The sequence below is a fragment of the Dactylosporangium sp. NPDC000521 genome (genome assembly GCF_042898305.1).
Taxonomy (GTDB): Bacteria; Actinomycetota; Actinomycetes; order Mycobacteriales; family Micromonosporaceae; genus Dactylosporangium.
Map to the genome: position 1 here is coordinate 387,835 of NZ_JBIAYW010000009.1, position 22,101 is coordinate 409,935.

General features: G+C 69.9%; 17 protein-coding genes and 1 pseudogene. 8 read left to right on the forward strand and 10 right to left on the reverse strand.

Annotation, left to right across the window (positions count from 1 at the left end; genetic code table 11):
- Positions 1–48: 48 nt before the first annotated feature.
- The 4 genes from ACFY3L_RS29605 to ACFY3L_RS29620 form a co-directional block, all read right to left on the reverse strand.
- Positions 49–1,671 carry a DUF885 domain-containing protein gene (locus ACFY3L_RS29605; RefSeq protein ID WP_389331035.1) on the reverse strand — a complete coding sequence of 541 codons (1,623 nt, stop codon included), beginning with the start codon at positions 1,669–1,671 and terminating at the stop codon, positions 49–51.
- A 366-nt stretch (positions 1,672–2,037) separates the two neighbouring features.
- Positions 2,038–2,706: an NADPH-dependent F420 reductase gene (locus ACFY3L_RS29610; protein WP_389331038.1), complete on the reverse strand. Its 669-nt coding sequence runs from the start codon at positions 2,704–2,706 to the stop codon at positions 2,038–2,040.
- Between the two features lie 76 nt (positions 2,707–2,782).
- A complete protein-coding gene (locus tag ACFY3L_RS29615; RefSeq protein ID WP_389331041.1) occupies positions 2,783–3,199 on the reverse strand; it encodes a hypothetical protein in 417 nt (138 codons plus the stop codon).
- Positions 3,200–3,534: 335 nt separating this feature from the next.
- Complete coding sequence (locus ACFY3L_RS29620) at positions 3,535–4,197, reverse strand: hypothetical protein (protein WP_389331044.1); 663 nt, start codon at positions 4,195–4,197, stop codon at positions 3,535–3,537.
- Positions 4,198–4,378: 181 nt separating this feature from the next.
- Between ACFY3L_RS29620 and ACFY3L_RS29625 the strand changes: the two genes are divergently transcribed.
- Complete coding sequence (locus ACFY3L_RS29625) at positions 4,379–7,747, forward strand: phosphotransferase (RefSeq protein WP_389331047.1); 3,369 nt, start codon at positions 4,379–4,381, stop codon at positions 7,745–7,747.
- Between the two features lie 7 nt (positions 7,748–7,754).
- Here ACFY3L_RS29625 and ACFY3L_RS29630 read toward each other — a convergent pair whose 3' ends face one another.
- Genes ACFY3L_RS29630 through ACFY3L_RS29640 form a run of 3 tightly spaced genes read right to left on the reverse strand, consistent with a single transcriptional unit; the run spans position 7,755 to position 10,966 of the window.
- Positions 7,755–8,546, reverse strand: coding sequence for an HAD family hydrolase (locus ACFY3L_RS29630; RefSeq protein WP_389331050.1), 792 nt, complete (start codon positions 8,544–8,546; stop codon positions 7,755–7,757).
- Positions 8,543–9,535, reverse strand: coding sequence for a hypothetical protein (locus ACFY3L_RS29635; protein ID WP_389331053.1), 993 nt, complete (start codon positions 9,533–9,535; stop codon positions 8,543–8,545). Before ACFY3L_RS29635 ends, ACFY3L_RS29630 begins: the two co-directional genes overlap by 4 nt.
- A 27-nt stretch (positions 9,536–9,562) precedes the next feature.
- Positions 9,563–10,966 carry a S9 family peptidase gene (locus ACFY3L_RS29640; protein WP_389331056.1) on the reverse strand — a complete coding sequence of 468 codons (1,404 nt, stop codon included), beginning with the start codon at positions 10,964–10,966 and terminating at the stop codon, positions 9,563–9,565.
- A 185-nt stretch (positions 10,967–11,151) separates the two neighbouring features.
- Between ACFY3L_RS29640 and ACFY3L_RS29645 the strand changes: the two genes are divergently transcribed.
- Genes ACFY3L_RS29645 through ACFY3L_RS29655 form a run of 3 tightly spaced genes read left to right on the forward strand, consistent with a single transcriptional unit; the run spans position 11,152 to position 15,067 of the window.
- Positions 11,152–12,636: a hypothetical protein gene (locus ACFY3L_RS29645; RefSeq protein ID WP_389331060.1), complete on the forward strand. Its 1,485-nt coding sequence runs from the start codon at positions 11,152–11,154 to the stop codon at positions 12,634–12,636.
- Positions 12,633–14,081 (forward strand): serine/threonine-protein kinase, encoded by a 1,449-nt coding sequence (locus ACFY3L_RS29650; protein WP_389331063.1) that lies wholly within the window; start codon positions 12,633–12,635, stop codon positions 14,079–14,081. The genes ACFY3L_RS29645 and ACFY3L_RS29650 overlap by 4 nt, the downstream gene beginning before the upstream one ends.
- Positions 14,078–15,067 (forward strand): hypothetical protein, encoded by a 990-nt coding sequence (locus tag ACFY3L_RS29655; RefSeq protein WP_389331066.1) that lies wholly within the window; start codon positions 14,078–14,080, stop codon positions 15,065–15,067. Before ACFY3L_RS29650 ends, ACFY3L_RS29655 begins: the two co-directional genes overlap by 4 nt.
- Before the next feature lie 105 nt (positions 15,068–15,172).
- Here the strand turns inward: ACFY3L_RS29655 and ACFY3L_RS29660 are convergent, their stop codons facing one another.
- Entirely contained in the window at positions 15,173–15,709 is a 537-nt protein-coding gene (locus ACFY3L_RS29660; RefSeq protein WP_389331069.1) for a histidine phosphatase family protein, read from the reverse strand.
- Between the two features lie 72 nt (positions 15,710–15,781).
- Between ACFY3L_RS29660 and ACFY3L_RS29665 the strand changes: the two genes are divergently transcribed.
- Complete coding sequence (locus ACFY3L_RS29665) at positions 15,782–16,900, forward strand: aromatic ring-hydroxylating dioxygenase subunit alpha (protein ID WP_389331072.1); 1,119 nt, start codon at positions 15,782–15,784, stop codon at positions 16,898–16,900.
- A gap of 18 nt (positions 16,901–16,918) precedes the next feature.
- Here the strand turns inward: ACFY3L_RS29665 and ACFY3L_RS29670 are convergent, their stop codons facing one another.
- Positions 16,919–17,434 (reverse strand): GNAT family N-acetyltransferase, encoded by a 516-nt coding sequence (locus tag ACFY3L_RS29670; RefSeq protein ID WP_389331075.1) that lies wholly within the window; start codon positions 17,432–17,434, stop codon positions 16,919–16,921.
- A 373-nt stretch (positions 17,435–17,807) separates the two neighbouring features.
- On the opposite strand from ACFY3L_RS29670, the pseudogene ACFY3L_RS29675 reads away from it, so the two are divergent.
- The 3 genes and pseudogenes from ACFY3L_RS29675 to ACFY3L_RS29685 all read left to right on the forward strand — a co-directional run.
- Positions 17,808–18,149: pseudogene (locus tag ACFY3L_RS29675) on the forward strand (sugar-binding domain-containing protein); the annotation flags it as partial.
- A 73-nt stretch (positions 18,150–18,222) separates the two neighbouring features.
- Positions 18,223–21,126, forward strand: a complete 2,904-nt coding sequence (locus ACFY3L_RS29680; RefSeq protein ID WP_389331078.1) for a glycoside hydrolase family 2 TIM barrel-domain containing protein — start codon at positions 18,223–18,225, stop codon at positions 21,124–21,126.
- A 41-nt stretch (positions 21,127–21,167) separates the two neighbouring features.
- Complete coding sequence (locus tag ACFY3L_RS29685; RefSeq protein ID WP_389331399.1) at positions 21,168–21,731, forward strand: GNAT family N-acetyltransferase; 564 nt, start codon at positions 21,168–21,170, stop codon at positions 21,729–21,731.
- Here the strand turns inward: ACFY3L_RS29685 and ACFY3L_RS29690 are convergent.
- On the reverse strand, positions 21,702–22,058 hold the full coding sequence (locus ACFY3L_RS29690; protein ID WP_389331402.1) for a cyclic-phosphate processing receiver domain-containing protein: 357 nt from the start codon (positions 22,056–22,058) through the stop codon (positions 21,702–21,704). The genes ACFY3L_RS29685 and ACFY3L_RS29690 overlap by 30 nt on opposite strands.
- Positions 22,059–22,101 lie beyond the last annotated feature (43 nt).

Genomic DNA, 22,101 nt, shown 5'->3' on the forward strand with positions numbered 1-22,101 from the left:
GCTATTGCTAGGCGTCCATGTGCTTGCCGAAAATTTTCGGCGTGAAAGTTACCAGCGGGACGCGATCAGGTCCTCGAGGGTGTCCAGCGGCAGCGGCCCGTGGGCGAGCACCTCGTGGTGGAACGCGCGGATGTCGAACGCCGGCCCGAGCGCCGCCCGCTCGCGCTCCCTCAGCTGCTGGATCCGCAGCCGGCCCAGCATGTACGCGAGGGCCTGCCCCGGCATCGCGATGTACCGGTCGACCTCGTTGGCGATGTTGGTCTCCGACAGGGCGGTGTTGTCGCGCATGTACGCGATGGCCCGGTCCCGCGACCAGCCGAGGTGGTGCATGCCGGTGTCCACGACGAGCCGGCACGCCCGCCACGCGTCGAACGACACCATGCCGAGCCGGCTGAGCTCCGACGTGTACAGGCCCATCTCGTCGGTGAGGCGCTCCGTGTACAGACCCCAGCCCTCGCCGTGCGCGTCGAAGTAGGTGAACCGCCGGAACCGCGGCAGGTCCGCCCGCGACTGCGCGACCGCGATCTGCAGGTGGTGCCCCGGCACGCTCTCGTGGAACGCGAGCACCTCGTACTCGAACCGGGCTCTCGACTCCGGCCGGAACGTGTTGACGACGTGCGCCCCGGGCCGCGAACCGTCCGCGGCGGGCGCGACGTAGTAGCCGAGCACCGAGTTCTCCGCCTCGGCGGCGTCCATCTCCCGGACCACGCACGGTGCCGTGTCGTACTTCCGGAACCAGTCCGGCACCGCTTCCTCGGCGTTGCGCAGCGCCGTCGTGACCGCGTCGACGATCTGCCCGGCGTTGTCGAACCGCAGCTCCCGATCGTCCCTGAGCCGTGTGATGACGTCTTCGGCGCTCCTGGCGCCCAGCGCCCGCCCGCCGCGGTCGGCGAACTCCTCCCGCAGCCCGGCCACCAGGTCGAGACCGATCTGGTGGATCTCCTCCGGGCCGAGCTCGGTCGTGGTGTACGCCGCGATCAGGGTGCGGTAGCCGTCGGCGCCGCCGGGCACGTGGCACAGCCCGACCTGCTCCCCTGGGCGGGCGACCGGCAGCAGCTGCTCGTCGAGCACGGTCCGGAACCGGCGCAGCGCCGGCCGCACGTGCTCCGTGACCAGGTCGGCGGCCTGCTTCGTCTTCGCGACGTCGCGCTGCAGCAACGGATCCCGCTCGACCGGCGTGCTCAGGTACGCGTCGACCTGCGCGATCGCCTGCCGCACGCCCAGCTCCGTCGGGAACCGCCCGTCCTGCGCGGCCTGCTGGTAGCGCGCGACGTGCCCGTCGAAGAAGCTGCCGAGCTTCGCGAGCCTGGTCAGGTACGCAGCGTCGCTGGTTGTCGTCATCGTCGACACCACCTGCGCGAGCGGCCCGGCGATGCTGGCCGTCACCGCGACCTCGTTGAGGCCGTCCTTGGAGATGCGCTGCTCGTCCCGCAGCAGCCTGCTCAGGATCGTGTGGCTGATCTTCTCCTGCGTGCTGAGCCCGGCCGTCTCGACGGTCTTGAGCTCCGCTTCGACGTTCTGGAGAGCGGCCCGGTGCCTGCCGGCCGCGTCCCTGCCGGGATCGGGGACGTCGGCGTCGTGCCCGTCCACGCCGAACACGGTGGCCGCGAACGGCTCAGCCGCGAAGTGCAGCCGGAAGTACTCGTCACCCAACCGCGCCAGCGTGTCCATCGCTCCACCGTATCCGGTCACCAGCCGCCGGCCTGCTCCACGCTTGCCTGGTCCCCGGTCGAGTCGCGCCTGGTTGTCACCGCTCAGCCTGCCCGACTGCGGCCGGCCCGCGCGGCGCGGTGGCCCGCGTCCGGGCGTCACGCCCGGGCGTCACGGCTCGGCTCGCCTGCACGGCGCGGGGACCCGGTGGCTGTGGTCGTCAGCGCTCCACCGCCGGCGCCGCCCTGGGTAGCCCGCCAGGTCGTCCGCGTCAGGCTGTCACCGGCGCACTGCTCGACGGGTCGTTGGCGCGACGCCCGGCAGCCACCCGCAGGTACACCGCTCAGCGCGGCTCTGGTGGCTGGCCGGGCATCTGTGTCAAGTTTGTCAGCGCTGGGCCTGGGCGACCGCCGTCCGCAGCTGGTCCGCGGTGGCCTGGTGGCCGACCGGGTCCTCGAACGTGCCGTACGGCGGGCCGTATGCCGGGGTGTCCGGCTGGAACCGCCACCCGTCCGCCAGCGTCCCGACGTCGACGGCGTCGTAACCGATGGTGTCGAGGAACTCGACCACGGCCCGCTTCGCGGTCTCGTCGTCGCCGGCGATCGGCAGAGCGCTGCGGTCGTCGGCCTGGCCGGGGCGGGCGAGCGAGCCGAGGTGCTTGTAGAAGATGTTGTTGAACGCCTTCACCACGTGGGCGCCGTCCAGGTGCCGCTGCAGCAGCTCGCTGCTGGTCGTCTCGGCGTTGTCCAGCTCGGCGAACGTGCCGTCCCGCTGCGGGTAGTAGTTGTTGGTGTCGATGACCGTCTTGCCCTTGAGCGGCTCGGCCGGCACCTTGTCGAAGGCCTTGAACGGCACGCTCACCACCACGAGGTCCCCGGCCGCCGCCGCGTCGGCCGACGTGCCCGCCCGCGCCCGCGGCCCGAGCTCGGCGACGAGATCCTGCAGCGTCTCCGGCCCCCGCGAGTTGCTCACCACCACGTCATACCCGGCCGCGACCGCCAGCCGGGCCACCGTCCCGCCGATGAACCCACTTCCGATGAACCCGATCGTCGTCATACCGCCGACAACTTCACCCACCGCCGACCGATTCCCTGATGGCCGCGGCGACCAGGGTGATTTGGTAGACACCACCTCATGCGTGGTCCAGGAGGTAGTTGCTGGGCCCCCACTTGATCAGCCACTCCTCGTAGACGCCGGGGCGGCCGCAGGCGAGGCACCGCAGCCCGACGCAGACCCAGCGCACGTCGTCGTCATCCTCACGCAGCGAGAACCCGATCGCCGCCGCGAACTCCTCCTCGCCGCACACGCAGGCGCAGACCACCTGCACCTCGTCGTCCTCGTCCCAGTACTCGAGGCTGTCGGCGATGAACGCGTGCTGCCCGCACCCCAGACACGTCCGCCGGGCGGCCTTCGCCGTGTCCATCACCCGCACCTCGAACCGCCGGCCGCCGCACGACCCGCAGACGGACTCCCGCACCTCGTCGACCGGATACTCACCGACCTCGGGCCGCCGGAGGAACGCGGCAAGCTCCTCGAAGTCAGAAGCCATGGGCCACCCCCTCCCAACTCGACGTCGATGCAGCCGAGCCTAGTCACGGGGTACGACACTTTCCCGCGACGGCGGTAGCCGCACCGCCGCACACCGAGACGGTTGACGGATAGCTTCGCCAACACGAACTTGACGGTCAACCGGCGGCGTCAGGCCGGCGGCGCGGTCAGGAGCCTCAGCGCCGCCTGACCCTGGCCGCGGACGTCGCCGGCCAGCACACGCCACGCCGACGAGCGTCCAGTGCTCGTGCGGGAGGACCGCTTCGATCTCGGCGACGTTGGGCCACGGCGGCAGCCAGCCGCCGCGCGGGCCGGGGGATGTCGATGGTCCAGCGGTCAGTCACGGAACCGGTCCAGTGTGCTGGTGAGGGCGTCGAGGCCGGCACGGCGCTCGCGGACGTCGAGGGATTCCGCGAGGTCCAGCGCCGCCAGCACCGGCCCGGCGTCCTCGAGCTCGGCGACGACGTCCAGGGGCATGTCGGTGGCCCGCAGCGTGAACGGCCCAGCCTCGTCGGGGACCAGGCCGTGGCGGGCGACGATCGCGTCGAGCTCGCCGGCAGCGACATAGCCGTCGACGGCCCCCGTCGCGGTCAGGCCGAGCGTTTCGCCCGCCCGGGAGGTGTCCACCACCTGCCCGCGGAGCCTGCCCGCGGTGCTGCTGTGTCCGGTGTACCGCGAAGCGACCGCCCTCCCGCGGGCGCGCCCCACCAGCTCCTCGGCGGCCATCGCGCGGAGCTGCCCGCGCAGGCGGGACCGCTGGGAGGTGCCGACCCAGCCGGCGTCGCGGCCGGACAGCAGCGCGACGGCGCCCCAGGAGGTCGGGCCCGACCAGGGCCGCCACCGGTGGCTGCCCCGGCTCGCCAAGTACCGCTCGACCGACATCGCGTCGATGACGCCACGCGCCAGGAAGCGCAGCGCGCCGGCCGCGACGAGGTGCTGCACCTGGCGGGTGGACACGCCGAGGCGAGTGGCCGCGTCCCCGACCGTCACCAACTCCATGACAGATAGATTCGCCTTCGCGAAGCTATCTGTCAACGCGATGCGTCACCTGCGGCGCGTCCAGATGGTGACGCGAAGGCGTTGACCTGGAGCCGTAGGGTGGGGTGGGAAGTGACTGGTGACGATCTCTTCCGTTGTGGATACTCCTTGCTGTCCGTCCACGTTTGGCAGCGGGGTGTGCATGACGATTGCGGCGCGATATCAGCCTGGAGCCATCCGGTCACCGTTCGTCGATCGCGCGGAGCTGCTGGAGGAGTTCGATCGGGCACTTGCCGGTATCGGCCAGGCGCCGACGCTGCTGGAGCTGACCGGCGTCGGCGGCATCGGCAAGTCCCGGCTGTTGCACGAGCTGGCCAAGCGGGTCCCGGCCGATCTGCCGACCGCGCGGCTCAACCTGCAGGAGCCCTCGCAGCGCTCGGCGCTCGCCGCGCTCGGGTCGCTCCGGGCCCAGTTCGGCGCCGCGGGGGTCGGCTTCGATCGCTTCGACCTCGCGTACGGGATCTGGTGGCAGCGGCTGAACCCGCAGGTGACGCTGTCGCGGGATCAGGTGTCGTGGCTGTCGGAGAGCGAGATCCTGACGAGCATCCTGGACGAGGCGTCCGGGCTGCCCGTCTTCGGCATCGCGGTGAAGGCGCTCGACATCGCCGCCCGCAAGTTCAAGCGGTGGAACCTGATCCGCCACGACCCGACGCTGATGGAGCTCACCGAGCTCACCCTGGACCAGCTCGGCGACGCGGTCGTTTACCTGTTCGCCCGGGATCTCGACGCCCACGGCGGCTACCTGCTCTGCGTCGACGCGTACGAGGCGCTCGTCGGCGGCGTGGAGCGGGCCGGCACTGCGGCGCTGGCCGACGTCTGGCTGCGTGACCTGCTTGGGCAGCTCGACCGCGGGCTGGTCGTGGTCGCGACCAGGGAGCCGCTCGGCTGGGAACGCCGCGACCCGCGCTGGTCGGAGCGGATCCGCCCGCTGCCGGTCGCCGCGCTGCCCTACGACGCCCGGCTCGAACTGCTCGCCGCGCTCGGCGTCACCGACCCGGAGGCTGGGGCGTCGATCGCCCGCGACTGCGAAGGCCTGCCGTTCTACCTGCACCTGGCGCACGAGTCGGGGCCGGCCGCGAGCCGCTACGCGCACATCGAGGAGCGCTTCCTGCACCACGTCGAGCCCGACATCGTGCGGGTGTTCGAGCTGCTCAGCGTGGCGAGGGTCTTCGACCGGGAGATCTTCCGGCGGATGGCCCGGCACTACGAGCTGCGGGCGGACACCCAGATGTGGGAGCGGCTGATCGCGTACTCCTTCATCGCCACCGCGGGCGAGAACACCCTGCAGATGCATCAGCTGATGGCCAGGTCCATCCAGGCCAGGCTCAGCCCGGGCGTGCTCCGCGAGATTCACGAGCTGCTCCGCGACATCTGGTACGAGCGGGGCGTCGCGACCCGGATGCAGGAAGCCTGGCGGGAGGCGGCCCACCACGCGGCCTGCGCCGCCCCGGACGACCTGCCGTCGCTGCTGCCGTACGCCGACCGGCTCGCCGCGCTCGGCAAGCCCGGCCTCGACGCGATGTGTGCCGACCTGCACGAGATGGCCGCCAAGGTGGCGCCGCGGACGCCGTGGCAGCGGCTGACCCGGCTGCTGACGGCGGAGGCGGCGCTGCTCGTCGGTGACGCGGAAACGGCCCACGCCGAGCTCAGCGCGATCGGGCTCACCGACGACGCCGACGACATCGACGCGCGGCTGTCCCTCGCGGCGGCCAACGCCCTGCGCATCCGCGGCGACACGGCCCAGGCGCTGCGCCAGTACGCCCTGCTCTGGCCCGGCTACGGTGGTCAGGTGCGACTGGACGCCGGTCTCTGGCACGCCGACCTGGACATGGCCCAGGGGCGGTTCATCGACGCGATCGCCACGGCGGAGGCCGTCGCGGAGGCTTCCTCGCCCGAGCAGGTGGCGCTGCGCGGCGACCTGGCCCGCCTGCGGTGCCTGGCGTACCGGTTCGCCTTCGAACCCGCGGCGGCGATGGAGCAGCTCGCTGTGGCCCGGGCACTGTACGAGACGGCCGGGCACGAGGTCGGGCTCGCCAACATCCTCACCAACGAGGCGGAGGTTCTCGCCCTGGCCGACTCGGCGGCGGCAGTGCCGGTCGCTGTCGCGGCCCTCGCCGCGCAGCGCCGGCTCGGCGCCGAGCACGAGATCGGCAAGTCGCTGAGCGCGCTGGCGCTCGCCCAGCTGGGCCTCGGTGAGCTGGACGCCGCCGGCGCGGCGCTTGACGAGGCGGCGGCGGTCCTCGAACGCTGCGGGTACCGATCGGGGCGCGCCCGGGCCGAGCTGATCCGGGCGCTGTGGCACGCCCGAGCGGGGCGCTTCGACCAGGCCCAGCTCAGTGCCGTGTGGGCGGTCACCGAGCTTGACACCGTGCAGGTTTACCCGACCCTGATCATGGTGGCCGGGGCGCTGCTGGACCGGATCGGCGCGCCCGAGCGCACCGTCACCGCCGCCGTGGAGCGCTCCGTCGCCGCGCTGCAGCCGTTGCACGGGCTCGACCCGCTGCGGACCGCGATCCGCGACCTGGTGCGCCGGCTGCTGCACGACGAGTGGGACGACGTCTACGCCCAGGCGCGGTCGGTCATCGACGGCAGCGCCGGCTTCTACAACACCAACGTGCGGGTCGGGGCACACCTGGTGCGGGTACCGATCGGCGGCGCCGACCGGATGGACCTGCGCATCTGGCCCGAGGCCGCAGTCCTGACCACCGTCAGCACCCATCTCGACTGTGTCCCGAAGCTGCGCAGCATCAGCGACGAGCCGCAGTACCAGATCCACGAATGGATCGACGGCCCGACGCTCAACGACATCGCGCCGCGCGGCACCCGGCTCCCGGCCGGCATGACCGACCAGTTCGCGGCGTTCTTCGCCCGGCTCGAGGACGTGCCGCTGCTCAGCCTCCCGCCGCTGCCAGCCGGCTGGCCCGAGGACGGCGACTCCGCCGGGTTCGCGGCGCAGCTGCTCGACATCACCAAGGGCGTCCACGCCACGTTCGCCGCCGGGTTCGCCGGCCTCTGGACGCGGTTCAGGATCCCGGACGACCCGTTCGCGGCGCTGACGCTGCGGTCGCTGTCGCCCCGCCCCTTCCGGCTGGTGCACGCGGACGTCCACCGGAAGAACGTCATGCTGCGCGACGGCGCGGCCGTGTTCCTGGACTGGGAGCTCGCGGTCGGCGGCGACCCGCTGTACGAGCTCGCCGTGCACCTGCACAAGATGGGATACCTCGCCGACGAGGAGGACGCCATGCGTGCCGCTTGGGCCAGGGCCTGCGGTGCGGACCAGTGGCCGGGGTGGGAGTCCGACGTCGAGCGGTACCTCGCACACGAGCGGGTCAAGACGGCGATCGTCGACTCGGTCAGGTACGCCAAGCTCGTCGCCGAGGACCCGTCGGAGCTGGCGCTGTGCACCACCACGTTCACCGACAAGCTCACCCTCGCCCGGCGGGTCTGGGGCGATCCCGAGCCGGTCGACCCCAACGAGGTCGCGGCCCTGCTCATGGGGCACCTCCGGTAACCGTCGGTCAGAACCACCGCTCCAGGACGCGGGCCACCCCGTCGTCGACGTTCGACGCGGTGATCTCCGCGGCGACGCGGAGCACTTCGGGGTCGGCGTTGGCGACGGCGACCCCGTGACCCGCCCAGCGCAGCATCGGGATGTCGTTGGGCATGTCGCCGAACGCGACCGCCGTCTCCGCGCCGACGCCGAGGTGCGCAGCGACCCAGGCCAGGCCGGAGCCCTTGTCGACACCGGGTGCGGCCAGCTCGACCAGCCCGCCGTGCTGCGAGAACGTCACGCTCACGGCGGCACCGAGCAGCGCCGCCGCAGCCCCCGCCAGCGCTGGGCTCGTCATGGCGGGGCAGCTCACCGCGAGCTTCACCGCGGGCCGGGCGACCAGCTCACCACGCGCCGCGGCCTCGCACTTCACCAGCGGGTGCGCCGCCCGGAACCCGGCCTCCGCGCGCAGGGCGGCGGCGGCGCCGATGCTTTCGGCGGCGAACGAGCAGCCCGGCAGGTGCGTGTCGAAGGCCGCCAGCACCGCGCCGAGCCGCGGCGGTGCCAGCGTGACGACCCGCAGCGCGCGACCGCGGCGGAGGTCGTAGACGACGGCGCCGTTGGAGCACACGGCGAGCCCGTCGACCCCCGCCCGCCGCGCGATCTTCCCCAGCGTCCGCACCGGCCTGCCACTGACCAACACGAAAGGAACCCCACCCGCGACGACCCGGCGGACCGCCGCCGCGGTGCGAGCGCTCACCATGTTGTGGTCGTCCAGCAGCGTGCCGTCGGCGTCGGTGGCGACCAGCGACGGTGTCACGCCGTCCCGACCATCCTGCCCTCGCCGGCCTGCCACAGCTGCCGCCCCGTCCGGCTGATGAGGCACGCCGCGCCGGGCAGGTCATGCTCGACGTACTGGCTGGCGACGACCGTCACCGCCCAGTCGTCCGGATCGAACCCGCACTCGTGGAGATCGGCCGCCCAGCGGTCCCAATCCAGCCGGCCGCCGGCACGGGCCGCGCCCAGCGCCGCGGCGGCCCGCCGGGCGGCGCCGCCGCCGCAACCGTCGAGCCTGGCCGTGACGGCGGCACAGGCATCCTCGACCGAGAGGGACCTGGCGGTCACCTCGGCGTAGAGCTCCTCGATCTGCGGCGTCGGGTCGGCGGTCACGCCACCCGCGACCCGGTCCGCCAGCGTGGCGTACAACGTGGTCAGTGCCGCCCGGTCGAAGAGGATGCCCAGCTCCCGCACGACGTCCATCGGCTCGTCCGGGCAGTGCACGACGACCATGATCCGGTTCGGCGCGCCCAGCACCGAGCGGATGTGGTCGGCCCGCCGAGCCTCCGGGGACGCCGAGCCCTTGTGGGCCGTCAGCCGCGACGCCGCCGGGATCAGCAGCGGCGAGCTGACGTCCATGAAGACGAGGTTGAGCGCGTCGGCGAGGTAGTGCACCCGGTCGCCGATCGCGAGCCGGTCCAGCGTGGCGACGTTCCACTGGTACCGCCAGAGGTCACGGATCATCACCCGGTTGTAGCAACATCGATGACCGTAAATCGGCAGGAAGTCCCGCTCGATCATCGTCCTGACGCACGGGTGCGCCTTGCGGGCGATGACCCCCTCAGGCCGGACCGTCAGCAGCGCGATCCGCTGCAGCAGCCATGGCGCCCGCGGACCCAGGACGTCGACCGCGGTCCGCCAGCTCTCCCGGAAGTTGGCGTCCACGGCGAAGTAGTCGAACTTCACGCGCAACGTGGTCAGGCAACGCCAAACCTCATCGTCGGCGAGGCTCTGCATGTACCGATCGCGCATGGCGAACTCCGGTGGTCGAGTGGAGCATTATCTCCGCTCGGCCGCTCGCCGGTACAGCCCCAACTCGGCGTCGTCACCGGTGCCGTCGATGACGTGGACCGGGATGGGGACGGCCTTCACATCGACGGGAGCCCCCATGCGGCGCACCAGCGGGCGGAGGAAGCGCGGCGCCGGGGCGGGTGGCGAGGCGGCCGCGGCGGTGAACGGGCCGCCCGCCGCCCGCAGGGCCGTCGGCCCGCCGATGCCCTCGCCGTGGATGAAGACCGGTGTCGCGAGGCCGGAGTCGATCAGGTGCGAGGCCACCGTGCGGCAGTCCGCGGCGTCGGCGAAGTCCTCGATGTCGACGACCGTGAAGCCGTGCTCGTTGAAGCGCCGCACCTGCTCGAGGTCCGGCGGACCCGCGGGCACGCGCACGACCGCCGGGCCGCCGGCTGCGCCGTACACCAGCGCCACCAGCAACCGGTCGCCGTCGACGGGCACAGGGACGCGCCCGGGGGCGGGGACGGCAACGGACGCGACGACCCGGCGAGAAGATGAAGCCGGGTCCACGATCGCGAGCTGCTGCCCGACGCCCGGCGCCGAGCCGGCCAGCGCCACCGAGGAGCCCCATGCCGTCAAGCAGGGTTTGATCATGTTGTACGGGAGGGGAACGGCCGAGCCGTCGGAAAGCACGAGCCGGTGGGACGGGCCCTCGCGCACGAGCATGGCGATCCGGCCGTCGTCGAGGAAGCAGTACGACGCGTTGCCCAGCTCCCACGGCGGCGCCGCACAGTCGGCGGACATCGGGGCGACGGCCGTGCCGTCGTGGCGGAACAGGTTCCACCAGCCGGTCCGGTCGGACATGAAGTACAGCATCCCGTCGGGGCCCCAGCGCGGCTCGATCGCCGCCTCGTCGCCGCCGCCCGCGACGCGCATCGGGTCGCCGATGTCGCCGCCGGGCTCGTAGCCGGCGACCCACACCTCGCACGCGTCCCACGGCATGTCCTTCGCGCTCCACCACGTCCACGCGAGCATGCCGCCCGCCGGCCGCGGCGACCCGAAGAACCCCGCCGCTTCGGCCAGGACCCGTAACGGGCCGCCGTCGAGCGGGACGGCCACGAGCGCGTCGCCGGTCGCGTCCTCCCGGACCGCCAGCAGCTCACCGTCGCCGAGGACGAGGTCGCCGTACGCTCCCTCGGCGACCAGCGTCGAGTCCCGGAACAGGCCGTCCGGCGTGGCGCACCAGACGGCATCGGGCGTGACTAGATACGGTCTGCCACCGTACGCATGGACGCCATTGCCGATACGAACCCCTGGCGGGGTTACGTCAACCGGCCTGGTGCCCGCCTGATGGCGCATCAACCGCGACCCGGCAAGCCAGTACAACGCATCGCCGTCACCTTGCAACCAGTCCGGGCCAGCCGACATGGGGATCTCGTCAGAGTGCTGCACGTCCATGATTCTCCACGACGACACACCTGGTCACATCGGCTCGTTCCAGCGGCCGGTAATCGAGACAAGCTGCTCTGCAAGCCGCCGATACCAGACGAACAGATATTCACTTCCGTGACTGCTGATGCGAGACTGGTGCCGTCTAGAGGCGCACAACGCAAGTTTGTGATGGAGGGACGACCGGCGTGGCGGATGCGCAGGATCCTGCCGAGCGGCGTATGTGGACCCTGTACGACAGCGGTCGACGCAGTCTGCAGGAGCGACTCTACAGAGAAGCGGAGTCGACGCTCGCGCAGTACCTGAGCCTTGAACCGTGGACGCCAAAGTCGGCGAAACGACGTGCAAGAGCCCATGCCTTTATCGCGCTCGCCATTCTGGCACGTACGCCGCCGTTGAGTCGGAGCACACGTGAAGTCAACCACGTCATTTCTCGGCTTCGCAATGCTCCGAAGCTGCCCCTGAGCGCCGTCTTGGCGGCCTTCTTGTGCGAAACCTTCTATCAGACAGATGACTGGAATGCGCCTGAAGACGTTCAGGCGCTTGCGAAAAATGGTGCTGTGGACCAGCTGGATCGAGCTGACATTAAGCTTCTGCTGGGACATTTGCCGGGAATGTTCGGACCGACCTGGGAGGCGGTTCGCCGCCGGGCGGGATTCTTCGGGCTCGCGCAGGACCCACCCGAGCCGGTAGATGACGAACGGGTCGACACCTGGCGCAGGAAGGCGGTCCGGCGCTATTTTGCCGAAATTCCCCGCAAGGTTGACGACCCTCGTTGGGGGCTCACGTGGTTCCTGCTCAGCGCTGGCTTGGCTCTAGGCATCATGCCCTGTGGCGGACTGTATGTGACGACCAAGTGGTATGTCGGACTTCTCGCGGTAGTTGGACTCTATGCTACGTCCGCGATTCTCCTGTTCTTCGGTATCGTGATGGCGCGCGATTGTGTTGAGTGCCGGAAGAAGATCCGCGAGAGAAATGCTGCCATCGCCGCTACGCAGCCGCAAGCGTCGGAGAGTGAGCTGGATGCCTGGCTCCAAGAGGACGTAGATCGTGCGATACGCCACGGTGCAGATCTGCATCGCCTAAATTTGAAGTTCGGTATTGAAAACGCCGGTCTGCTGATGGCGCCGCAAGCGATCGTCGGGATCTCCAAGCTAGCGGGGCGGTATTCCGCAGAACGACTCGAGCGTGACGCCAGTTCGCCGTCGGGACTTCGCACTGTCATTCGACGGTTGCCTTTGGCCAAAACCCGCATCGGTGAAGATGGTCGCTTGCGTGCTAGTCACTATCAGGTCCTGGTCATGTATCTCACGGAACGTAGGATCGGAGTGTTCGAATGCAACGTAGATCTGGCGACGCGACGCATCCTGGCGCAGTCTACCTATTCCTTCAGTTATGACGATGTCATTACCATGTCCTCGCAAAAGATTGCCGCCAACGACAGTCAAGAGAATCCGAACATTCTGATTGATCGAGACGGAAGCAGTAGAACCATCTTCGGTGACAATCGGTTCATCATGTCTCTAGTGAACGGCCAAAAAATCGAAGTCAGTACGGCGGTGAATAGCAATCCTGCCAACGGTGCCGGTGCTTTGATCGCGTGGCAGAACGATAAGATCCAGCGCTCGATCGAGCGGATGGTTTGGGCGCTTAAAGATAGCAGGGTCGCATGACTGATCCGCTTGGAACTGGCACTGTAGTGACCATCGGAGCGCAACGGTGGAGCTTGGGCGACAAGCTCGGTCAAGGCGGCGGCGGAGCGGTTTTCGCAGCGTTGTCCGATGACGGCGTGAGCGGAGCGGTGAAGTTCGTCGTCAAAACCGGTGAAGTCCCTCGCGACAACGTGATCGAGCGGCCGAGTGGCAGGTTGCGGAACATCCTTCCGATCTGGGCATGTGGAGAGTACGGCCCCTGGTGGGTCTTCGTGATGCCGCGGGGTGAAATTTCGCTGGAGAATTATCTGTTGCGTCGGGCGACGCGCCTGGAGCGATCCGAGGCGCTAGCCGTTTTGACGGATGTTGCGACCGCGCTACATGACTTGGAAATCCATGATGGGGTCGTTCATCGCGACCTCAAGCCCGGGAATGTCATGCAATATCAACAGCAATGGCATTTGGTGGATTTCGGAATCGCCAGAGTCGTGGAGGCGGCGACGGCCACCCTCACCAAGCGTGCAGCGCTGAGCGCTCCCTATGCCGCACCCGAGCGTTGGCGTGAGGACCGATCGGGATGCCCTGCAGATGTCTATTCTTGGGGAGTAATGGCATACGAGGTGTTTAGCGGGAGAATTCCTTTTCAGGGGCCGGAGCGGTCGGACTTCCGTGACCAGCACCTGCACGAAGCGCCACCAGCTCTGGACACGGTAGAGGCGCCGCTGGCAACCCTCGTCGCGGAATGTCTGGGCAAGTCACCTCGTAGTCGTCCCACTGCGGCAGAGATTCTCTCGCGGCTCCAATCGCTCAATCGAGTGCTTCCGAAAGGCCTGCAGGACCTTCGGAACGCGAACGAGCAGATACTGCACGGTCGACTTCGCTCGGAAATTCTTGCTGAACGACAACGCTCGACCCGGGAGTCGAGCGATGATCTGTATCAGGATGCACTTGCATCGTTTCGACGCCTTTCGCAGAGGTTTCGAAGTGAGCTCAATAATGCTGCAGGCGTTGTTGAGGACCGTACGTACCGGAGTGGATGGAGGTTGAAATTTGGTAACGCATCGCTGAGCCTGAGTGTTCCGCGCCACTCGGTCGACTACGGAAAGAAGACTGCAGGTCTGTCGTTCAGTGTGATCGCATATGCGCAGGTTGCGTTGGAGTGGTCCGATCCTGGTTCGCCGCACACGGGGAGAAGTCACGCACTTTGGTATTGTGACGCGGGTGGCGACGGGCGCTTCGACTGGCACGAGCTCGCATTCCGGTGGAGCGGTCATCGAACCAGTGCGGAGATGCCGTTCGCGCGGGACGTTGATGCTGAGGTTGCGGCAGTTGTGATGGGTAAGGATGGAAAATTTGCAGTGGCTGTGCCGCCGCATCGGATCAACCATGGCTCAACAGACGAATTCATAGAGCGATGGGCTGAGTGGTTCGCTACCGCTGCGATGTGCGGCGGTGTGACTTCGTGACTGAGGATTTCAACCAGCGTCTGATTGCAGTGATCGACGCAATTCCGGGGGACACGGACAGTCCGGTGAACATCGCTGGCCTGTGCGGTACTGCAGGATTCAGTCAAGTTGAGGCGATGGCTGTTGGGCCACTTCTGGCTGCGATGTTGAAAAGCCTTGGTGTATTGAATGTCGTATCGCCGACTCCGGGAGAGGTCTGGATAAAAGCCGGAGCGCCGACCTCAACAATGTTTTTGCGCAGCCTTGCCGAGCATCTCCGCGGTGATCGAAGCCTGCTGGACAACTGGGCTCGACCTGGCACGGTCGATCCGCCGTATTCAGCGCAGCATGTGCTCTCGGGTCCGCAGTTCCTATACCTCGTTGAGCGCCGCCGGCTGCAGGCGGATCCGACTGCTCGCGCGCTGCGCAACGTCGAGATAGCACAGATCATCGTAAGCCGCCGGGCACGAGGACGGTCGGTCGAGTACCTTCTCCTGCATGATGCCGCCGCTCAGCAGTACCAACTGCCCGGCGGCCATCGCCGCTCCGGCGATAGGGATATCAGCACCGTTGCACTGCGTGAGCTCCAGGAGGAAGTGCTCGGATTCACCTTTGACCCGGCGCGGGACCGACTGGTGCGCATCGGTGCAGTCCGGGCTGTGGAAGTGTCTCGAACGCTTGGCGTGGTAACCGGATATGACATCACGTTCTTTCAACTGCGTTCCACCCGCGCTGACGTGCAGGCTGGTCCGCATGGGCGATGGGTCGATGCACGAATCCTGACCACCGAGGGAGCAACGGTTGAAGGGTTGACGACGAATCTGTTGGGTCTGCGCATGCTTGACGCCGAGATCCCTGGGGGAGTGCGAGGCATGGAGCCCGGGTTCCGGGTAGGCAACGAAAACTGGCTCGTTTCAACCGCTATTACAAGGCCTCTTGAGTTCTGGGGCTTCGTTCTTGGGGTCGTCGGTCTAGTGCTGTCGGTCGTCTTCTACTTCATTTCATGATGAATGCACGCTAGCCGTCCACGTTCATGAGGCGGTGTACGCGGACGACGACTTGACCTTCAATACCGAGCAGCCGCTTATGTGAGGGACGGCGTTCGTCACCTCTCACGGCAGCGCGTAGTGCCAGCCCTCCCGCCACGCGAAGGGCGCGTCGACGAGGTCCTCCAGCGGGGTGCCGTGCAGCAGGTTGTCGAGCGCCCAGCGGTTGGCGGAGTGGGAGATGAGCAGGATCCTGTGCCCCTGCCAGTCCCGTGCGATCTCCGCGAGGAAGTCCCGGGTCTGATCGACGACGTCCTGGTAGCTCTGGCCGCCTGGGAACGGCTCGGTGATGTGCTTGGACCTGAGTCGCGCGAGCTCGCTGACCGGGCCGCCGTTGAGCGTGCCGTAGTCGCACTCCCGCAGGCGGGCGTCCTGATGGATCGGGATTCCCGAGCCCGCGAACGCGATCTCGGCGGTCTCCACCGCGCGCGCCAGGTCCGACGTGAACACCGCCGAGATGCCGTCGTCCCGGCGCCGCCGGCCCAGCTCCCGGGCGAGGTCGCGGCCCGTTTCGGACAGCTCGCCCGGCAGCCAGCCGGTGGCGATCCCCGCCTCGTTGTCCGTGGTGATCGAATGCGTCTCGTACACGATCGCTACCGCCATCGTGCAATCCTGCCCGATCGCCCCGGGACGCATGCGTTCCTTGATGGCCCCGGGTCGGGTCATGATGGGGGGATGGAAGCGCCGGTGGAGCTGGCTGCGGTCGAGGCCGCGTTGTTGCCGTTCGGGTCGTCGCGGATGTTGCCGGCGGCGGCGTACACCGATCCTGCGGTGCTGGCGTGGGAGCGGCGGCATCTGTTCGCGGATGCGTGGGCGTGTGTGGGGCGCGTCGAGGAGCTGCGGGAAGGGTGCACGCAGCGGGCGGTCACCGTCGGTGACGTCGGGGTGCTGCTGACCTTCCCGGCGGGAGGCGTGCGCGCGTTCGCCAACGTGTGCCGGCACCGGGCGCACGAGCTGCTGCCGGACGGGGCGTCGAACGGGCGGCCGTCGGCCGTGTGTCCGTATCACGGGTGGGCGTTCCGGCTCGACGGGGCGCTCGCGACCGCGCCCGGGATGGGGGCCGCGTTCGACGGCAGGGAGTTCGGGCTGGTCGAGCTGCCCGCCGCCGAGTGGGAGGGGTGGCTGTTCGTCAACGCGGGCGCCCGCGCGGAGCCGTTCGGCAAGCACCTGGGGGACCTGGAGCGGTTGCTGCGCCCGTACGGGATGGGAGAACTCCGACTGGGGGCCAGGCACGAATACCGGGTGGCCGCCAACTGGAAGGTGATGATCGACAACTACCACGAGTGCTACCACTGCCCGCTGATCCACCCCGAGCTGTGCAAGGTGTCGCCGCCCACGTCAGGGGACAACTGGTCGTTGCCGGGGGCGTGGGTCGGGGGCTCGATGGATCTGCGGCCGCACGCGACCACCATGTCGTTCGACGGGAGCGGGCCGGGGCACTTCATCCCCGACGCGCCGCGCCGCACGGTGCTGTACGTGGGGCTCTTCCCCAACCTGCTGGTGTCGGCGCACCCGGACTACGTGATGACGCACCGGCTGACGCCCGTCGAGCCGGGCCTGACGATGATCGAGTGCAGCTGGTTCTTCCCGGAAGGATTCACCGAGACGGCGTACGCGGTCGACTTCTGGGACCTGACGAACCGGCAGGACTGGGCCGCGTGCGAGTCCGTCCAGCGCGGTCTGGCCTCACCGCACTTCGTGCCGGGGCCGCTCGCCCCCAACGAGGACGCCGTCTACCAGTGGACGACGCTGCTCGCCGAGGCGTACCTGGGGCGCGGGATCCGCTTAACCTAGCCGCCGGCGCTGCGGTGCTCAGCCCAGCTTCTTCGTCAGGGTCTCGAACTGCAGGTCGTCGCGGAGCGGGCGGCCGAAGCGTTCGTCGCCGTAGGGGAACGGGGACAGCTCGCCGGTCCTGGTGAAGCCGCGCCGCTCGTACCAGGCGATGAGGTCCTCCCGCTGGACGATCACGGTCATCCGCAGCTCCCCGGCGCCCCACTCGTCGCGTGACCGCCGCTCGGCCTCCTCGAGGACCGCCCGGCCGAGCCCGTTGCCCTGCTGGCGGGGGTCGACGGCGAACATGCCGAAGTAGACGTACCCGTCGCGCCGCTCCAGCTGGCAGCACCCGGCGATGCCCCGCCTGTCCTCGGCCACCAGGACGAAGCTGGTGCCGATCGCCTCGGTGACCATCTCCGGGTCGGCCCGCTGGCCTTCGAGGAGGTCCGCCTCGGTCGTCCAGCCTTCGCGGCTGCTGTCCCCGCGGTACGCGCGCTGCACCAACTCCACCAGCGCCGGCACATCACCCTGTACGGCACCCCGGAACTTCACCATGCCGTGCATTATGCCGCCCGCTCAGGACGGGTCAGCGATGGTCGAGGTAGCTGAGGACGGTCAGGACGCGACTGCTCGCCGCCGCGACCCTGGTGGTGGCCGTACGGCGGCGCCAGTTCATCGAAGGAGCCCTGTTCGCGGTCGGGGCCGTCCAATGGTTGACGAGTTGCTGAGAGTGCATTAGCTTCGCGGATACTGCAAGCCGCTTCCCGAATCGGATCCGCCCGCAGCCGATTCCGGCAGGCAGCTCCCAACTTCGGAGGCCCGTGTGACCCCGCATCGGCGCGACGTCCTGAAGCTCATCGGTGCCGGCACCGCCGGCGCCTTCCTGCCCTTGGTGTTGAACAGCCCGGCGCAGGCCGCCGGCTCGAGCGTGGTCCCGCTCGACGGGGACTGGCGCTTCGCGACCGACCCCGGCGGCACCGGCGAGGCGTCCGGCTGGGCCGCCCCCGGCTTCGACGACTCCGGCTGGGCGACGCTGCGCATCCCCGGCAACTGGGACGTCCACGACGCGTGGGCCGGCTACCGCGGCTGGGGCTGGCACCGGCGCACCGTCGCGTCGCCCGCGGTCGGCGCCGGGCAGGTCGTCCGGCTGCGGTTCGAGGCCGTGTACCACCGGGCCAAGGTCTGGTTCAACGGCGCCTACCTCGGCGAGCACACCGGCGGCTACACGCCGTTCGAGTTCGACGTCACGAGCCGGCTCGCCGCCACGAACACCGTCGTGGTCGCGGCGAGCAACACGTACAGCATCGGCGCCTGGTGGCCGTGGGGGCGGGATCAGCAGGCCGGTGTCGCTCACCGTCGACGCCGCCGTGCGGATCGAGCGGCAGCACGTCATCGCCACGCCGGACCTGACGACCGGCACGGGGGCGGTCGTCAACTGGGTGACGGTCTCCAACGCCGGCGCGACCGCGAAGACCGTCACCGTGCGCAGCGCGTTCCCCTGGGGTGCCCCCACGACGACGATCACCGTGCCCGCGCGGGGCACCGCCGAGGCGAGGCTTTCCAGCAGCGTCCCGTCCGGCGGGTACGCGCTGTGGGGGTTGGACCGGCCCAGCCTGTACACCTGCGAAACCACCGTCCTGGACGGCTCGACCGTGCTGCACGGGAAGTCCGACCGCTTCGGCTTCCGCAAGATCGAGGTCCGCGGCACGGCGCTGCTGCTCAACGGCGAGCCCGTCCGGCTCAACGGCTACAACCGGGTCGGCGACGACCGGGTCGCCGGCGCGACCGAGCCGACCTACCTGGTGCGGCGCGACCTCGACCGGATGAAGGCGGCCGGGGCCGGCCTGATGCGCATCCACCACGTGCCGCAGACGCCCGAACTGCTCGACTACGCCGACGAGATCGGCATGCTGCTCATCGAGGAGATCCCCGTCTGGGGCACCGGCGCCAACCTCGACCCCGCCAGCGAGGTCACCCGCGCCGAGCTGCGCGACATGATCCGCCGCGACTACAACCACCCGTCGGTCATCGCCTGGTCGGTGGCGAACGAGATCCGCGGCACCAGCGCGGAGGGCATGACGTTCGTCCGCGAGATGATCGCCTACATCAAGTCCACATTGGACAGCACGCGCCTGTGCACGTACGTCAGCAACACGTACGCGAGCGCCGCCACGCCCGGCGCGGAGGCGTTGCAGTACACGGACTTCGCCTGCCTCAACATGTACGGCGACTTCGCCGGCAACGTCGACCACGTGCACGGCCTCTACCCCGACAAGCCGATCTTCGTGTCGGAGTACAGCTCGGACAGCTTCACGTTCCCCACCAGCCGCGAGGACGCCGACTTCCGCACCACCAGCGACGCGGCGGCGCTGGCCTTCCCGTCCAGGCCGTGGGTGGTGGGCAGCTCGCACTGGACCTTCAACGACTACCGCAGCGGCTACGGCGGCTCGTCGCCGGACCAGGTGCGCGGCTGGGGGATCCAGAACGTGTGGGGGCAGCGGAAGCGTGCCTATGCGCAGCTGCAGGCCACGAACGCGCTTGTGGGGCTGGGTCTTGTGTCGTCCGGCGATTTGACCGTGTTGTCGCTTTCTGTCAAGGATGGTCCGGCCCGGATCCTGCGGGGGCACCGGCTCGCCTGGCAGGTCACCGACGCGGCCGGTGCGGTGATCGACGGGCGGCTGCTGCCGCTGCCCGACATCGCGCCCGGCAGCCCCACGCTGCGGCGCGCCGTCCGGTGGACCGACCCGGGCGCGGCCGTACGGCAGCGGCTGACGCTGCTCGCGCCCTCCGGCCACGAGGTCGCGGTGTCCACACTGGACGTCCGGGTGCCGGCGGCGCCCACGATCCGCTCCGTGCAGCCCGCGAACGGCGCCGTCCGGGTCGTCTTCGACCGGGTCGCCAACGCCGACGGCTACCGGGTGCTCGCCTCGACCGGCGCCGCCGGCGCCGACACCATCAACGGGTTCGCCGACGTGACGCTGGCCAACGGGGTCGCGGCCCAGGTGCGGGTGGTCGCGTTCAACGGCGCCGGCACGTCGGCCGCGTCCGCGCCGGTGACCGTCACGCCCGGCGGCACCCTCGCGCTGCCGCCGAAGATCCAGGACGTGGTGCCGGTCGACGGCGGGCTCGTGCTCGGCTTCATCGTCGCCCCGGGGGCGACCGATCACCAGGTGGAGGTGCAGGGCGGCCCGTCGTTCACCACCGCGCTCAAGGGTTCGGTCCGCATCGTCACCACCGGCTCCTCGGTACGCGTCAAAGGCTCCAACACCGTGTGGAGCGCATACGTCTCGCCGTCCGGGGGCTTCGCCGTCCACGGCGCGCTCGCCGCGGACGACCGGGTCGCGGTGCGGATCACCCCCGACCCGTTCGCGGAGCGCTACGAGGTGACCGCCACCGGCGGCGGGCGGACCGTGACGCGCGTCGTGGAGTCCTCGGCGGTGGAGCTGCTGACCGTCCCGGGCCTGGTCGCCGACAGCGCTCACAGTGTCGCCGTCCGCTGCGGTACGAGCGGCGGCTGGTCCGATCCGGTCACCGTGGCCACGCGGACGGTGCCGGCATTACCGGCGGGCGCTCCGGCGACGCCGACCGGACTCGGCAGCTCCACCAGCGGGGGCGTGACCACGCTCGTGTGGTCCCCGGTGCCGGGCGCCGCCGGCTACCTCGTCTCCGCCACCGACTGCGGCTCCGTCCCCACCACGGTCGTCACCACCGCGGCGTCGCTGGTCGTGGGGGCCGCTTCCGCGGTCGCCGGCGTCGCGTACCGGGTCACGGCCGTCGGCGAGGGCGGCGTCAGCGCCGCGTCCGCCGGCTACGTCGTGCCCGGCACGCCAGGACCGCGGCAGGTGACGGTCACGCCCCTCGACACGACCGCCGACTGCGCCGGCAACGTCCGCTACCGCGAGACCGGCACCTGGCTGGCGAGCAGCCTGCCCGGCGTGGACGGCACCCCGAGCCGGTACAGCAGCACCGCCGGCTCCACCGCCACCTGGGCGCCGACACTGCGCGCCGCCGGCACGTACCGCGTCGAGGTGTGGGTGCCGGCGAGCAGCAGCAGCACGACCGCCGCCGCGTACCAGGTCACCCACGCCGGTGGGACGGCCGCACTGACGGTGAACCAGGTGAGCGTCGGCGGCTCCTGGTACACGCTGGGCACGTGGTCGTTCGCTCAGGGAACTTCGGGGAAGGTCGTCCTGACCGCCGGCACCGCGTTCGCCCGCGCCGCGGCGGTCCGCTTCACGCCGGCGTAATTCGGCTGCCGGCGCTGATCGCGCGGTGCGAGGATGGCCCGATGTCGTTCACCGTCAGGCCCGTGCAGGCGTCCGAATGGCCGCTGGCGAAGGAGCTGCGGCTCGCCGCGCTGCAGGATCCGGTCGCGCCGATCGCGTTCCTGGAGACGTACGAGCGGGCCGTCGCCCAGCCGGACGACTTCTGGCAGGGGCGCGCGGCCGACGCGGCTCGGGGTGAGACGGTCCGCCAGTTCATCGGCGTTTCCCCCGAAGGTCGCTGGCTCGGCTCGGTCACCGTCCTGGTCGAGCCCGCCGGCGTCGAGGACTTCTGCGGCCAGACCGCGCCGTTCGCGCAGACGCACGTCGTCGGCGTCTTCGTCCGCCCGGAGGCGCGCGGCACCGGGCTGGCCCTGGCGCTGTTCGACGCGGCGGTCGCCTGGTCCCGGACCCAGGCCGTCGAGCGGGTCCGCCTGTACGTGCACGCGTCCAACGCCCGCGCCCAGGCGCTCTACGAGAAGGCCGGCTTCAAGCGCACCGGCGTCGAGGTGACCCTGACCGCCGGCCCCGAGTTCGAGTACGCCTTCCCGCTGTCGTCCTCACTCCCCGAGGTACGCGACCTGGGGTGATCCCGTGGCGGCCCTGACCTCGTACCCCCACCGCCGCAGGGCCTGCAGCATCTTCGCCACGCCCGGCGGGTTGGCGGAGTGGACGAGGACGACCCCGATGTCGAACGGCCTGCCCTCGAACGCCGCCATCTCCAGGACCTCCACCACCGGCCAGATCGTGTCGTCGCCGCCGAGGTCGTGGTCCAGCCACAGTTCGTCGATCCGCGCTTCCCGGTGCCTGCGCAGCGCCTCGACCCCCGCCGCGCTGGTCCGGGCGACCTCGGCCGCCCGGCCGTCCACGAAGGACCGCAGGTCGTCGACCAGGATCACGAGTGGTTCGGGGTGCATCATCAGCGGTTCAGGTTGCGCCTTCTGCGGTTCAGGGTGCGCC

Coding starts and splice junctions, on each gene's coding strand:
- ACFY3L_RS29605 (WP_389331035.1), bottom strand. CDS start 1,671: ATGGACACGCTGGCGCGGTTGGGTGACGAGTACTTCCGGCTGCACTTC.
- ACFY3L_RS29610 (WP_389331038.1), bottom strand. CDS start 2,706: ATGACGACGATCGGGTTCATCGGAAGTGGGTTCATCGGCGGGACGGTG.
- ACFY3L_RS29615 (WP_389331041.1), bottom strand. CDS start 3,199: ATGGCTTCTGACTTCGAGGAGCTTGCCGCGTTCCTCCGGCGGCCCGAG.
- ACFY3L_RS29620 (WP_389331044.1), bottom strand. CDS start 4,197: ATGGAGTTGGTGACGGTCGGGGACGCGGCCACTCGCCTCGGCGTGTCC.
- ACFY3L_RS29625 (WP_389331047.1), top strand. CDS start 4,379: ATGACGATTGCGGCGCGATATCAGCCTGGAGCCATCCGGTCACCGTTC.
- ACFY3L_RS29635 (WP_389331053.1), bottom strand. CDS start 9,535: ATGCGCGATCGGTACATGCAGAGCCTCGCCGACGATGAGGTTTGGCGT.
- ACFY3L_RS29650 (WP_389331063.1), top strand. CDS start 12,633: ATGACTGATCCGCTTGGAACTGGCACTGTAGTGACCATCGGAGCGCAA.
- ACFY3L_RS29660 (WP_389331069.1), bottom strand. CDS start 15,709: ATGGCGGTAGCGATCGTGTACGAGACGCATTCGATCACCACGGACAAC.
- ACFY3L_RS29665 (WP_389331072.1), top strand. CDS start 15,782: ATGGAAGCGCCGGTGGAGCTGGCTGCGGTCGAGGCCGCGTTGTTGCCG.
- ACFY3L_RS29670 (WP_389331075.1), bottom strand. CDS start 17,434: ATGGTGAAGTTCCGGGGTGCCGTACAGGGTGATGTGCCGGCGCTGGTG.
- ACFY3L_RS29685 (WP_389331399.1), top strand. CDS start 21,168: ATGTCGTTCACCGTCAGGCCCGTGCAGGCGTCCGAATGGCCGCTGGCG.
- ACFY3L_RS29690 (WP_389331402.1), bottom strand. CDS start 22,058: ATGCACCCCGAACCACTCGTGATCCTGGTCGACGACCTGCGGTCCTTC.